We start from the raw sequence: 14,726 nt of genomic DNA, 5'->3' as shown, positions 1-14,726 counted from the left end.
CGCAGAGCGATGAGGAATCCCTATTTCTATCCAAAATCACTGGGTGAATTTGGACAGAAATAAGGATTGAAATCATGTTTGAATGGAAAGTATCTTGAAGGAGTTTAGGACTTCAAGGTTTGAGTCATCTACGAAATGACTAAGTGGCACAATTGTGATCCACGCTTATAGAGAGTAGGACTCGCGGCAGAACCATTGACCTGTAGGTAACCAATCCACGAATATCAGAGTGGCCAATGCCCGAAGCTAAGAACTAGGCTCTTTCTAGATACTTTTCATTTTTTAATCAGTTCGATTGTTTTTACTTGACAAAGGGCTTTACATATCAGTCGATTGAGGAAATCAGTGGAGACTGTATTTTCTAGTTTAGAGCAGTTTGGAATGGAGGCTTTACGTTGTCGAAACATTCAGGCGCTCAAATTTAAGACAGAGGCAATATTACTTATTTATTCTCTTTTGCTTAAAAGCAGTCATACTGAATTTGGTATCAGTTTAAAATACTCCCTTGCTTACGCTTGATTAACTAGCACAACGGGTAGAGAGCATGTAAATCTATCCACTCACTCCTTCCTCCAGTATACTGTTATAAAAAACAAACAGGAGGGATTTCAATTTTTATCCCAAAATAATAAAAATACAAAGGGAAGTGCTTGCTAAAAAGATTTTAGAAGATTTTTTGATTAAAATGGAAAAACAAAAGAATTAACTCTAAGAAAAGTTTTGATAAGTCTAAAAAATGCTGTTAAAAAGTGTATTAAACTTGAAAATAATCAAACAAATTGTACACAAAAGTTTCAGATTCGAAGCTAGCTTTAATTATGTTTTACCCATTTTCTTCAATCCATTCCAGTTTTTGTTTTTGCGATAGTCATGAACTTACTTTGAGAATTTTGGAGAATAATCTTTCTCAGCAAAAACCTTTACATATTTTACAAAGCGTGCTAAAATAGGGTGGTGAGACTAAATTCAAGGTCTTAAGGCCTCAATTTCTAAAAAGTCATTAAAAGTTAGAATAGGAGAAATTAGTGAAAAAGAAATCTTTGTTATTTTTATCTTTGTGCGCTTGGACACTACAAAGTCATCTAGTTCATGCCAATACTTTATCTGAAACTTCTAATCAGGTTTCACAAGGTACGGAATCAGAAAGTCAGTCATCAAACTCTAATACAGCAACAGTCAGCTCAACATCTGTTTCTCCAGCTGTTGCTTCGACTGGAACAGCTCAATCAAATAATGTTGTATCTGATACAGGTTCGGAGGATACCACGACAATTTCAAGTTCAACAGTATCTAATACTTCAGCATCTGTACCTGCTAGCTCAATCAAACCTTCTACAAATGCAGTAGCATCATCAATCAAAAAGACTACTAGTTCCACAAATACTGTAACTTCGGCGACACAAGCGAGAAGTGCATCAATTTCGGCAGCAACTAGTCAGGTAAGTAATACAAATAGTGTTGCAACAGCGTCTACCACCGTAGCACCCTCAGTTGCAACGAATAATTCGACAACAGCATCATCTACTTCTGTAGCATCCTCTGTTGCAACGAATAATTCGACAACAGCATCTACTCAATCAAATTCTTCAACAGTTTCGGATACTACTCCAAACCTAGTTTCAGTTTCAAATATCGACTCACAAAAAGGTACCTATGATGTACGAATTACGAATGTATCATCTTCTAAAGAAATAAAGACAGTTTTCGTACCAACTTGGACCGAAGTAAATGGTCAGGATGATATTATTTGGTACGAAGCGAAGCGTCAACTTGATAATAGTTATAGATTAACGGTTAATAAAGCTCAGCATAACAATATAACTGGTAAATATCATTCCCATGTATATTATTTAGCAAAAGATGGCAGCCTTACAGGAGTTGGTACAACTTCAGCAACATTACAAGCACCGAAACCAACTGGAACTGTTTCGGTTGCTAATGTAAATACGAAAACAGGTACCTATGATGTTGTTGTAAAAAATGTCTATTCACCTACATCTATTGATAAAGTGTTAATTCCAACTTGGACGTCAAACAAAGGTCAAGATGATATCGTTTGGCACGAAGCCAGTCGTCAGGCTGATGGAAGTTACAAATATACAGTTAAGAAAACTGAGCACAAAAATGAGACAGGGACTTATATTTCCCATGTTTATTATAGAGGGAAAGATGGTAAACAAACCTATATTGGTGCAACAACAGCTGATTTATCATCGTCAAGTTCACAATCCAATACCTCTAATAAGCTTTCAGGAACAATTACTATTTCAAACATCAATGCTGAAAATGGTTCTTTTGTAGTAAAAATTACAAATGTATCTTCACCAAATGGTGTTAAATCTGTATCGGTTCCAACTTGGACTGAAAACAAGAGTGTAGATGATATTGTTTTCCATGAAGCCATTCGCCAACCAGATGGAAGCTATGAAGCGGTCATAAAGAAATCGGAACATAAGAATGAAATTGGAAAATATATTACTACTGTTTATTATCATGGAAATGATGGAAGTCGTACATTTGTAGGTACAAAAACAGTTACATTACCCGCTGCCCAAACTGTAGTCAAGACCTCGGAAAAAGCAAGTGGTAAAGTAACAGTTTCCAACATCAACGCCAATACAGGTACATATGATGTAGTCATTTCTGATGTGAAATCCCCAGTTGCTCTTGATAAAGTATTGGTACCAACTTGGACTTCAAACAAAGGTCAAGATGATATCATTTGGCACGAAGCCAGTCGTCAGGCTGATGGCAGTTACAAATATACTGTTAAGAAAACTGAGCACAAAAATGAGATCGGGGCTTATATTTCACATGTATATTACCAAGGAAAAGATGGGAAACGTACCTTTATAGGTTCAACGACTGCAAATATACCAGCAGCACCAACACCTGTGAAAGCAAGTGGTAAAGTAACAGTTTCCAACATCAACGCCAATACAGGTACATATGATGTAGTCATTTCTGATGTGAAATCCCCAGTTACTCTTGATAAAGTATTGGTACCAACTTGGACTTCAAACAAAGGTCAAGATGATATCATTTGGCACGAAGCCAGTCGCCAGGCTGATGGTAGTTACAAATATACAGTTAAGAAAACTGAGCACAAAAATGAGACAGGAACTTATATTTCACATGTATATTACAAAGGAAAAGATGGAAAAAGTACCTTTATAGGTTCAACGACAGCAAATATACCTGCTGCACCAGCACAATCAACAATTTCTGATAAACTTTCTGGTACAATCACTGTATCTAATATAAATGCAGAAAACGGTTCATTTGTTGTAAAAATTACAAACGTTGCATCTCCGAATGGTGTAAAATCTGTTATTGTGCCAACCTGGACTGAAAACAAGAGTGTTGATGATATTGTTTTCCATGAAGCCGTTCGCCAGTCAGACGGAAGTTACGAAGTGACGATTAAAAAATCTGAACACAAGAATGAAACTGGTAAGTATATTACAACAGTCTATTACCAAGGAAAAGATGGAAACCGAACATTTGTTGGGACTACAAACGTAACATTACCAGCTTCAGAAACTGTTGAAAAATCCACTGAAAAAGCAAGCGGAAAAGTAACGGTCTCAAATGTCAATAGCAACTCAGGTACCTATGATGTTGTCATTTCAGAAGTGAAATCGCCAGTAGCTATTGATAAGGTCTTGGTTCCAACCTGGACAGAAAATAAAGGACAGGACGATATCATCTGGCATGAAGCAAGTCGTCAACCAGATGGTACTTACAAATATACTGTTAAAAAGTTTGAACATAATAACGAAATCGGGAAATATGTCTCTCACGTATACTACCGTGGAACTGATGGTAGTATGACTGGAGTTGGAGCTGTCACTGCTGAATTAAAAGGTTCTACTACACCAGCGAAAGCTTCTGGAACAATTTCAGTAACAAACATTAATTCTCAAACAGGTTCATTTGATGTAATTATTAAAAATGTCTATTCGCCTGTAGCGTTAGATAAAGTTTTAGTCCCAACTTGGACTGATAATAAAGACCAGGATGACATTATTTGGCATGAAGCAAGCCGTCAGGCAGATGGTAGCTATCGTTTAACAGTTTTAAGTTCACAACATAAAAACGAATCTGGGCGCTATACTTCCCATGTTTATTACCGCGGAAAAGACGGTAGTATGGCAATGGTAGGTGCTACGTCAGCCAATCTACCTGCAGGGGCATATTCACAACGTTCGCCTCAGCGTTCATATACTGTATATATTGATCCAGGGCATGGTGGTGCTGATTCAGGTGCTTCTTATGGAGGAGTTCATGAGAAAAATCTTGCTATGAATGTTGCAAATAAGCTAAAAGCTAATTTGTTAGCACTTGGTATTAATGTATTGATGACGCGTACTGGGGATTACAATGTAGATTATGTCACTGAACGCTCTCGAATGGTCAATAGTAGTAATGCCGATTTATTTATCAGTCTACATTTCAACGCGACTGGTGCTGGTACTACAACGGCTAGGGGTATTGAAACTTATTGGTATCAAAGTAATCCATCCTATCCATCAAAAATTAATCAGGCATATCACAATAATCCAACTAGACTTGCTGAGAGTCAAACATTAGCAAATCAGATTCAGTCGAGCTTGATAAAGGAAACAGGTGCCTATAATCGCGGTGTCAAACGAGAGACATTTGCTGTTCTTCGTGAAACAAAAATCCCTGCTGTTTTAGTTGAGATGGGCTTTATGGATAATCCATCAGAGTTGCAAGTGATTAAGCAAGATTCTTACCAAACAAAACTTGCTAAAGCTTTGGCTGACAGAATTGTTAATTGGTATGGTGCTGTAGGGGGAAAGTAAGTACAAATGGAGCGACATCTACCACAAATACAGTGAGTCAGTCAAATCAAGTTCAAATGACTGATTCACAGCGTCGCTTCATCAATACAATTGCTCCAGCAGCCCAAGTAGTTTCAAAAACATCAGGTATCTTACCAAGTGTTATGGTCGCACAAGCGATTTTAGAAAGTGGATGGGGTAGCTCTACATTAGCCAAACAAGCAAACAACTATTTTGGAATAAAAGCTGATTCGAGTTGGAAAGGAAAAACTATTACAATACCAACAACTGAGTATAGAAATGGGGTTTCTAGAACTGAGAATGCAGTTTTTAGAGCTTATGATTCACCAACTGCTAGTTTGAGCGACTATAGCAAATTCTTCACTTCAACCCCTTGGCGAACAAAAAATTATCAACAATTTAGACAGTCTCGTACCTATATTGAAGCTGTAAATGCACTCCAAAAGTCAGGCTACGCAACTGATCCAAATTATGCTAATAAATTGAAGTCACTTATTGAGAGATACCAACTTCATTCTTATGATTATATATTGATTTCAGACTAAACTAATTTTATTTAAATATGTAAAAGACGTCTCAGAATTGATGTCTAATTGAATGTTTGCTATTGGAAATTATGGGCTCTTTCTCAACTGTAGTGGGTAGATGAAGAGTAGCTCGATAATTACCTTAATGGAGTTGTATACCAAACTCTTAATGAGTCTTGAAACAAGTTGGTCTAGTGCCCAATGTCATTAAGTTAACTAACCTATCACGTTTTGTGGTGGGTTAGTTTTTATGTTACACTAAAATAAAAGGGGAAAAGTCATGCTAGATCAGATTAAAGCTCATTTACTTGATAGTATTAACGACATCGTTTCTAGTGCCAATCAGTTTGTGCTTCATCCTGAAAAAGATTTTAGTCGGCAAAGTCAGCTAACGATGAAAACCATGATTCAAGCCATACTGACCATGGGAGGCAATACCTTATCTAAAGAGTTACTTGACTTACATTTACCAGTTACCCAATCTGCCTTTGTTCAACGGCGGTATCAGATTAAACACCAAGCTTTTAAAACACTTTTTAGGGATATTACTTCTAAAATTCCAATCTCTGATAATCTCCCTATCCTGGCTGTTGATGGCAGTGATGTGATTCTACCAAGAAATCGTTTTGATAAAACGACCTCTTTTCAAACTGGACCACATCACACTCCTTACAATCTCATTCATATTAATGCTCTCTACAATCTCGAACAAGAGATGTATCATGATTTACGGATCCAAGATAATCGAGAGGTTGATGAACGTGCGGCTTTTATTGATATGATGAAGAACTCTTCTTTCAAACAAGCTCTGGTAATAATGGATAGGGGGTATGAATCCTACAATGTCATGGCTCACTGCCAAGAAAGAAATTGGTCCTATATTATTCGTATTCGTGACGGGAATCATTCTATGAAATCAGGATTTAACCTCCCTGACACCCCTTGTTTTGATGAGGCATTTGACCTAAACATCTGTCGCAAACAAACCAATGACATGAAAGAACTGTATCGAGACTTCCCTAATCAGTATCATTTTTTACCTCATAATGCTTCCTTTGACTTTTTACTAAACTCTAGCCGAAAAAGCGACCCAGTTCAGTTTTACGAACTTCATTTTCGAATGGTGCGTCTCGAAATCAAGCCAGGTTTCTTTGAAACTTTGGTGACAAACACCGATTATTCTCCAGAAAAATTAAAAGATCTCTATGCCTACAGATGGGGCATAGAGACCAGTTTTCGTGACCTAAAATACAGTATCGGTCTGACTCATTTTCATGCAAAAAAGAAGGAAGGGATTCTCCAAGAAATCTACGCTCGCTTTATCAATTTTAATGTTTGTAAATGGCTAACCTCACACGTTACCATTAAAACATCAAAGTTAAAACAGACTTATAAAATTTGTTTTTCAGACGCTGTTTATGCCTGTCGAAAATTTCTTAGAAACAAACTCACTTCCTTCCAATTAGAAACCTACATTGCCAAGCATTTATCCATCATCCGACCCAATCGAACGCTCCAAAGAAAGATAAAAAGCAAGGCACCTGTAAGCTTCACTTATAGAGTAACATAATAGTTGAAAAATAGGGTTAAAAAACCTCCTTTTTGTGCGCCCTAAATACAAAAACTATTCCCGTTTTGTCATGAACTGCTCAGACGAGAATAGTTTCTTTAGCTGCTTAAATGCTTAACTTAATGACATTGGGCTTGGTAGTGTCTTCCTTTTCTGTTTTTAGTAGGCTGTAAAGTACTTGTAATATGGAACGAGCTTTGTCACAGAAGTGACATTTTATAGAACAGCATTTATGATATAATGATAAAATATGCTAGTTGAGAGGAGAATTTCTATGCAGACAAAGAAAATGAGTATGTTTTTATTTTTTGCCTATCTCCTTTTACTTACTTGGATGATTGTCTTTAAGATGGACTTGAGTATCGTATATGGACGCTATGGTTATGCTAGTATAAACTTAATTCCGTTTGCAGGAACAGCGGTCTATGATGGAGTGCTGGATTTTCCAGAAATTCTATTTAATATTGTAAGTTTTATTCCCTTTGGTATTTATATGGAAATGCTATTTCGCAAGGCATCGTGGGTGGCTAATCTATGTTTGATTATGTTAGTGAGTCTCTGCTTTGAGGTTCTGCAATATCTTCTTTTACTTGGGGTTGCAGATATAACTGATTTACTGGCTAACGGCTTAGGGGGAGCAATCGGTATTAATATCATGTATGTCTTGACCAGTATTTGGCGGGAGAAGGCCTATGTTCGTATGAATATTTTTTGTTTTGCGCTAACGTTTTTTGTTATATTAATAACTCATTTAGCTATGTAGGTCTTGCTAAATATATCCAAAGTTTGCTAAAATGAATGTAATGAATATCAAAGAAGAGATTATTAAATTATCTCAGGAAATCGGAATCTCGAAGATTGGTTTTACAACGGCTGATGATTTTGCTTATTTGGAGAAATCACTTCGTGCTAGTCAGGAAGAGGGGCGTTCGTCAGGATTTGAACACAAGAATATCGAAGAACGTATCCGTCCCAAACTGTCGTTAGAATCTGCCAAAACCATCATTTCTATCGCGGTAGCTTACCCTCGACATTTGCCTGTCAAACCGCAGAAGACCCAATACAAACGTGGGAAGATTACCCCTAGTTCATGGGGGCTTGATTACCACTATATCTTGCAAGATAAGATGGAGCGTTTGGCACGGGGAATTGAGAAACTGACGGATGGTTTGGAATACAAGGCTATGGTAGATACAGGAGCTTTGGTGGATACAGCGGTCGCTCGTCGTGCAGGAATTGGCTTTATCGGGAAGAATGGGCTAGTCATTTCTAAGGAATTTGGTTCCTATATGTTTCTAGGGGAACTGGTGACTAACCTGGACATCGAACCAGATCAGCCAGTCGACTACGACTGTGGGGACTGTAATCGTTGTGTTGCAGCCTGTCCGACGTCTTGTCTATTAGGTGATACGACCATGAATGCCCGTCGTTGCTTGTCCTTTCAGACCCAGGATAAGGGTATGATGGACTTGGAGTTTCGTAAGAAAATCAAGACGGTCATCTATGGTTGTGATATTTGCCAGATTTGTTGTCCTTACAACAAGGGAATTTCCAGTCCACCTGTGGTGGAGATTGACCCTGATTTGGCTGAGCCTGAGCTGATTCCATTCTTGGACTTATCAAATGGACAATTCAAGGAAAAATTTGGTATGATTGCTGGCTCTTGGCGGGGAAAAAATATTCTCCAGCGCAATGCCATCATTGCCTTAGCTAATAGCAATGACCGCTCTGCCATTCCCAAACTCTTAGAAATCATCGATAAGAAACAAAATCCTGTCCACATGGCGACAGCTATCTGGGCCTTGGGGCAATTGGTCAAACAGCCCAATGATGAGATGGTTTCCTTTATCGCAGGTATTTCATCAGACAATGATGATGTCATAGCAGAGCAAACGGCCTTTCTCAACATGGTCAAGGACTTGCAAATGTGATATAATAAATATTATGAATAAAAATGAGGTGTATATGGATACAGCAGAAATTCGCCAAAAGATTGAAGAACTTGGCAAAAAATTAACTTCTTTTAGGGGGTCTCTTTGACTTAGAAGGTCTGGAAGAAGAGATTGCCATTCTTGAGAACAAGATGACGGAGCCAGATTTCTGGAATGATAATTTGGCAGCCCAGAAGACGTCTCAGGAGTTGAATGAATTAAAAAACACCTACGGAAATTTCCATCAGATGTTGGATTTATATGATGAATCTGAAATTTTGCTAGATTTTCTAGCAGAAGATGAGTCTGTTCGGGATGAGTTGGTTGAAAAGTTAGCGGAATTGGACAAAACCATGACTGCTTACGAAATGACCTTGCTCTTGTCAGAACCCTATGATCACAATAACGCTATCTTGGAAATCCATCCAGGTTCGGGTGGTACCGAGGCACAAGACTGGGGAGAAATGCTTCTGCGGATGTATCAGCGTTATGGAAATGCCAAAGGTTTTACAGTAGAAACATTGGATTATCAAGCTGGTGATGAGGCAGGTATTAAGTCCGTAACTCTAAGCTTTACTGGGCCAAACGCCTATGGCTTGCTTAAGTCAGAAATGGGTGTTCATCGTCTGGTGCGAATCTCACCTTTTGACTCAGCTAAGCGTCGTCATACTTCCTTTACATCTGTAGAGGTAATGCCTGAGTTGGACGATACCATTGAAATTGAAATCCGAGATGATGAAGTCAAGATGGATACCTTCCGTTCAGGTGGTGCTGGTGGACAGAACGTCAACAAGGTCTCAACGGGTGTTCGATTGACGCACATTCCGACAGGGATTGTGACTCAGTCCACAGTTGACCGTACTCAGTATGGAAACCGAGACCGTGCAATGAAACTCTTGCAGGCTAAATTGTATCAATTGGAGCAGGAGAAGAAGGCTGCAGAGGTCGACTCACTCAAGGGTGACAAGAAAGAGATCACTTGGGGAAGTCAGATTCGTTCTTATGTCTTTACACCTTATACAATGGTAAAAGACCACCGTACTGGTTATGAGGTGGCTCAAGTCGATAAGGTTATGGACGGAGACTTGGACGGCTTTATAGATGCTTATTTAAAATGGCGAATTAGCTAAGAACCTGTATTTACAAGTGAAGTGCTTGTAAATAAGAGATAGTTTTTCGCTCATCAAGGAAGTTTTTTGAGAGAATACTGACTGTATTTTGAAAAAAACGTTCTCAAATCTAAAGAAAGGACTGTCTAAGACAGGAAATCCTATGGGAATAATAGAAATGAAAGACGTTTCCAAAAAATATGGAAACGGAACGACTGCCCTTCGCGGAGTATCAGTCAATGTTGAAGCGGGAGAATTTGCCTACATTGTAGGTCCTTCTGGTGCAGGTAAGTCAACTTTTATCAAACTCTTGTATCGGGAGGAAAAGCTCGATAAGGGGAGTCTAAAGGTTGGTAAGTTTGACCTTGCAAAAATTAAAAAGAGAGATGTTCCTCTTCTACGTCGTAGTGTAGGAGTGGTTTTCCAAGACTACAAACTCTTACCTAAAAAGACTGTCTTTGAAAATATTGCCTATGCCATGGAAGTTATCGGTGAAAAACCACGGAATATCAAGAAACGTGTAATGGAAGTTTTAGATTTGGTTGGTTTGAAGCACAAAATTCGTTCTTTCCCAAATGAACTTTCAGGTGGTGAGCAACAGCGGATTGCTATTGCCCGTGCCATTGTAAATAATCCTAAAGTATTGATTGCTGATGAACCAACTGGTAACTTGGACCCTGAAAACTCTTGGGAAATCATGAATCTATTGGAGCGAATTAACTTACAGGGGACAACGATTTTGATGGCGACACACAATAGTCAGATTGTAAATACACTTCGTCACCGTGTTATTGCGATTGAAGATGGTCGTGTAGTACGTGATGAAGCGGAAGGAGAATATGGATACGATGAGTAATCGATTTTTTAGACACTTTATTGAGTCATTGAAGAGTTTGAAGCGAAATGGTTGGATGACGATTGCAGCCATTTCATCTGTAGCCATTACCCTTACCTTGGTTGGTCTATTTGCTTCAGTTATTTTGAACACAGCAAAGCTCGCTTCGGATTTGGAACAGAATGTACGTATCAATGTGTATTTGAGAGCGAACTCAACTGATCAAGCTGAGACGATTGTGAACGAAGCAGGAGAGACGGTAGCTAATCCAGATTATCAAAAGGTGTACAATCAGATTACAGCCATAGAAAATGTACAATCTGTTACTTATTCAAGTAAGGATGAACAGTTGCAGAAATTAACAGCTACCTTGGGAGATACTTGGAACCTATTCCAAGGAGATGCCAATCCACTTTACGATGCTTATATCATTGATACGACTGAACCGCAGTATGTAAAAACTGTTGCAGCAGAGATTGCTAAAATTGATGGTGTTACAGAGGTACGCGATGGGGAAGTTGAAACGGAACGTATTTTTAAATTAGCTAATCTAGTTCGTACATGGGGATTGGCAGCAACTGGCTTATTGCTGTTTACTGCTGTTTTCTTGATTTCCAATACTATTCGGATTACCATTATTTCTCGTAGCCGTGAAATTCAGATTATGCGTCTGGTTGGTGCTAAAAACAGTTATATCCGTGGACCATTCCTCTGGGAAGGTGCCTGGGTAGGTCTCCTCGGAGCTATTTTGCCTTCTGTTTTAGTCTATTCTCTTTATAAGATGATCTATACTTCAGTAAATGCTAGTCTTGCTAGTCAAGATTTGTCTCTGATTAGTATGAATGTCTTTGTTCCAGGAATGATTGGCGCACTTTTTGTAATTGGTATTATTATTGGTTCCTTGGGATCAGTCATTTCCATGAACCGCTACTTAAAAATTTAATAGACAAGCTACATGTAAAAAGGTCTGCACAATAATGAGGCAGACCTTTTTGTTATGGATGTCTATGGTGAGAAGATTCGTTCATTTCTTGCTTAATAGCACAGTCGCAGGAACAATCTCCGCAGGATTCTTTTCCTTTGATGAGACTGCGAATAGCAAGAGAAAATAAGATGACGATGATGAGAAAGAGGATAAGTGTGGGCATTAATATTCTCCTTTTTCTAATGTTTTTAGCGTGACGATTGGAAGAGTGTTGGTTGGTTTTTTCACTAGGCTGTAGATGGCTGTGATAATTAGAAAGATAGCGATAAATGTCCAGACGGTTGGTAATTGTCTGTAGATAAGTACAAGACCAACCTGATAGATAACCAAACTACTTGCATAGGCTAAACCTGTTTGGAAACCGATAGCAATCCATGTCCACTTGGCTTCTCTCATTTCACGGTGAATAGCACCAATAGCCGCAAAACAAGGGGCACAGAGGAGATTGAAGACTAGGAAGGAGTAGGCTGATAACGCTGTATAGTCTTGTTGTAAAAGCCCCCAGAGTTCGGGATTTTCTTCGGTTGTTTCTCCTAATTTATAGAGGATACCAAAGGTGGCAATGACGGTTTCCTTGGCTAAGAGACCTGTAATGGCTGCAACAGTTGCTCGCCAATTTCCGAAACCAAGTGGGGCAAAGAGGAGAGAAAAACTGCGTCCAATGGAGGCTAAGATACTCTCATCTGTTTCTACCATTTGTAAAGACCAATTATAGGAACTGCTGAACCAAATAATGATGTTAGTCACAAATATAATGGTACCAGCCCGTTTGATAAAACTAAGTGCCTTATCGAATGCATATCGGAGAACCGTACTGAGTTTCGGTAAGTGATAAGATGGTAATTCCATGATAAAGGGGCTTGCGACTCCACCAAGTTGCTTGGTCTTTTTTAGTGCCATTCCGGATAGGACGATGGCAGCCATACCGACAAAATAGGCGCTTGGAGCAATCCAAGGATTGTCAGGAAAGAAAGCACCGGCTACCAGCGAAATGATAGGAAGTTTGGCAGAACAGGGCATGAAGGTTGCTGTCATAATGGTGATTTTTCTGTCCTGTTCATTTTCAATAGTCCGGCTTGCCATGACTCCAGGAACGCCACAGCCTGTGGAAATCAACATGGGAATAAAGGATTTGCCTGATAGACCAAAGCGTCTAAAAATCCTATCCATGACAAAGGCGACTCGGCTCATATAGCCGATGTCTTCCAAGATTCCCAAGCAGACGAAGAGGACGAAAATTTGTGGTACAAAACCTAGAATGGCTCCGCATCCTGCAATAATGCCATCAAGGACCAGAGATTGTAGCCAGCCAGCGATTTCAAATCGATCTAGATTTTCCTGAATAAGGCCTGGAACAAGCTCTCCGAAGAGGACATCATTCACCCAGTCAGTCCCCATTGTACCAACCGTTTGAATAGACAGGAAGTAGGTCAGCCACATGACTGCCGCAAAGATAGGGAGGGCAAGAAAACGATTGGTAACAAGTCGGTCTATGTTATCAGACAGGTTAAAAGTCTTATCGCTGTCTTTTGTGACCAGTTCTGTGATTTTCTCGATAAATTGGTAGCGTTGATTGACGATAATGGCTTCCATATCGTCTGCGTAAATTTTTTCCAAAATGACAATGATTTCGGTCAAATCAAGCATGTCTTGCGCATTGAGTTGCAATTGGTCTAGAATGACTTGATCTTGTTCGAGTAGCTTAATGGCGTAGAAGCGTTTTTGATGATTTGGGATGGAATCTGATAATAGGTCAATAACTTGGGCAAGACCGGCTTCAAATTGTTTGTCATACTGAGGATAGATTGGCTCGGCTTGTTGATTGGTAATTTTTTCTACTTCATGGAGGAGCTGGGATATACCTAGCTTTTTTAGTGCACTGATAGGCTGTACAGGAACTCCCAGTTGATAGGAGAGCTGGTCGCTGTTTATTGAGCGACCTTGACTTTTCAGGGCGTCTGTCATATTGAGGGCGATAACAATAGGAAGGCCCATTTCTAATAACTGCAAGGTCAGATAGAGATTCCGCTCCAAGTTTGTTGCATCAAGGACGTTGAGGATAGCAGCTGGTTGGTCCGCTATCAAATAATCTCTGGCAACCCGTTCTTCTGGTGTGTAGGGAGACAGCGAGTAGATACCTGGTAAATCTTGAATTAGTAAATGTTTTCGCTTTTTGATCGTTCCAGATTTTCTTTCAACGGTGACTCCGGGCCAGTTACCAACACGTTGGTTGGTCCCTGTTAGGAGGTTGAAAAGAGTTGTTTTTCCGCTATTTGGATTTCCTGCAAGGGCGATGTGTTTTGTCATTTCCTCACCTCGCTTGTGATTTGAACACCAATCATTTGCGCTTCGGATTTGCGTAGTGTCAGCTCATAGCCTCTCAAGGTAATTTCGATTGGATCGCCCAGGGGAGCGACTTTTTTGAGAAATAGCTGCGTGTTCTTTGTAAGTCCCATATCCATGAGGCGACGACGGAGTGCACCTGCTGCATAGATGTCCATGACCCTGGCTGAGCTACCAATAGGTGCCTCGGATAGATTGATTATTTCGGTAGCTGACTTTTCTATTAAAACCAGAGATTCGATAATTTCTCTGTCTAGGGCTAGACGGCTTGCCTTGACTTGGAAAATTGCATTGGTCTTGGTTTTTGAAATGATGCGAATCTCTTCTCCGACTTTTAAACCCAAGTGCGCTAAGTGTTTACGAATATCATCTTGCGTTAGACAATCTTTGACTAAATAAGATTGTCCAACTTGAAGGTTTTGTAGTTTCATATCGTTTCCTTTGTGATTTTTATAACAATAGTATAGCACAATTCCTTAAAAGTGTCAGATAATTTTTAGGAATAGCTTATTTTCTCTTTATTTTGGTTTTTCATTGTCAGTTACCAACTTGTCCCATAGTAAGTTCTACCTTATTTCTTTGTCTCAGTCTAATTTC

General features: G+C 39.2%; 11 protein-coding genes and 1 pseudogene. 9 read left to right on the top strand and 3 right to left on the bottom strand.

Going from position 1 to position 14,726, the window contains the following annotated elements:
* The first annotated feature begins 324 nt into the window (after positions 1-324).
* The 9 genes and pseudogenes from CWM22_09925 to CWM22_09885 all read left to right on the top strand — a co-directional run bounded on the left by CWM22_09925 (position 325) and on the right by CWM22_09885 (position 11,744).
* A pseudogene (locus tag CWM22_09925) lies at positions 325-519 on the top strand (transposase).
* A gap of 506 nt (positions 520-1,025) precedes the next feature.
* On the top strand, positions 1,026-4,829 hold the full coding sequence (locus CWM22_09920; protein AUC92191.1) for a hypothetical protein: 3,804 nt from the start codon (positions 1,026-1,028) through the stop codon (positions 4,827-4,829).
* Positions 4,830-4,885: 56 nt separating this feature from the next.
* Complete coding sequence (locus CWM22_09915) at positions 4,886-5,374, top strand: glucosaminidase (protein AUC92881.1); 489 nt, start codon at positions 4,886-4,888, stop codon at positions 5,372-5,374.
* Between the two features lie 262 nt (positions 5,375-5,636).
* Positions 5,637-6,926 carry an IS4 family transposase gene (locus tag CWM22_09910; GenBank protein AUC92190.1) on the top strand — a complete coding sequence of 430 codons (1,290 nt, stop codon included), beginning with the start codon at positions 5,637-5,639 and terminating at the stop codon, positions 6,924-6,926.
* A 274-nt stretch (positions 6,927-7,200) separates the two neighbouring features.
* The gene (locus CWM22_09905) at positions 7,201-7,689 is read left to right on the top strand and encodes a VanZ family protein (GenBank protein AUC92189.1); all 489 of its coding nucleotides are present in this window, start codon (positions 7,201-7,203) and stop codon (positions 7,687-7,689) included.
* A gap of 40 nt (positions 7,690-7,729) precedes the next feature.
* Positions 7,730-8,857, top strand: coding sequence for a tRNA epoxyqueuosine(34) reductase QueG (gene queG / locus CWM22_09900; GenBank protein ID AUC92188.1), 1,128 nt, complete (start codon positions 7,730-7,732; stop codon positions 8,855-8,857).
* A gap of 34 nt (positions 8,858-8,891) precedes the next feature.
* A protein-coding gene (locus CWM22_09895) for a peptide chain release factor 2 (GenBank protein AUC92187.1) occupies positions 8,892-9,987 on the top strand; the annotation gives its coding sequence in 2 pieces (ribosomal slippage) (positions 8,892-8,963 and positions 8,965-9,987; 1,095 coding nt in all).
* A gap of 142 nt (positions 9,988-10,129) precedes the next feature.
* Positions 10,130-10,822, top strand: a complete 693-nt coding sequence (ftsE, locus tag CWM22_09890; protein ID AUC92186.1) for a cell division ATP-binding protein FtsE — start codon at positions 10,130-10,132, stop codon at positions 10,820-10,822.
* Positions 10,806-11,744, top strand: coding sequence for an ABC transporter permease (locus tag CWM22_09885; protein ID AUC92185.1), 939 nt, complete (start codon positions 10,806-10,808; stop codon positions 11,742-11,744). Before ftsE ends, CWM22_09885 begins: the two co-directional genes overlap by 17 nt.
* Before the next feature lie 52 nt (positions 11,745-11,796).
* Here the strand turns inward: CWM22_09885 and CWM22_09880 are convergent, their stop codons facing one another.
* Genes CWM22_09880 through CWM22_09870 form a run of 3 tightly spaced genes read right to left on the bottom strand, consistent with a single transcriptional unit; the run spans position 11,797 to position 14,560 of the window.
* Positions 11,797-11,949 carry a FeoB-associated Cys-rich membrane protein gene (locus tag CWM22_09880; GenBank protein ID AUC92184.1) on the bottom strand — a complete coding sequence of 51 codons (153 nt, stop codon included), beginning with the start codon at positions 11,947-11,949 and terminating at the stop codon, positions 11,797-11,799.
* Entirely contained in the window at positions 11,949-14,093 is a 2,145-nt protein-coding gene (feoB, locus tag CWM22_09875; GenBank protein ID AUC92183.1) for a ferrous iron transport protein B, read from the bottom strand. The genes CWM22_09880 and feoB overlap by 1 nt, the downstream gene beginning before the upstream one ends.
* Positions 14,090-14,560 carry a ferrous iron transport protein A gene (locus CWM22_09870; GenBank protein AUC92182.1) on the bottom strand — a complete coding sequence of 157 codons (471 nt, stop codon included), beginning with the start codon at positions 14,558-14,560 and terminating at the stop codon, positions 14,090-14,092. Before CWM22_09870 ends, feoB begins: the two co-directional genes overlap by 4 nt.
* Positions 14,561-14,726: the final 166 nt, after the last annotated feature.

The sequence above is a fragment of the Streptococcus suis genome, assembly GCA_002831545.1.
In the GTDB taxonomy this organism is placed as follows: domain Bacteria; phylum Bacillota; class Bacilli; order Lactobacillales; family Streptococcaceae; genus Streptococcus; species Streptococcus suis_P.
Note: the sequence above shows the minus strand (reverse complement) of the source record. Positions and strands in the feature narration are given on the sequence as shown.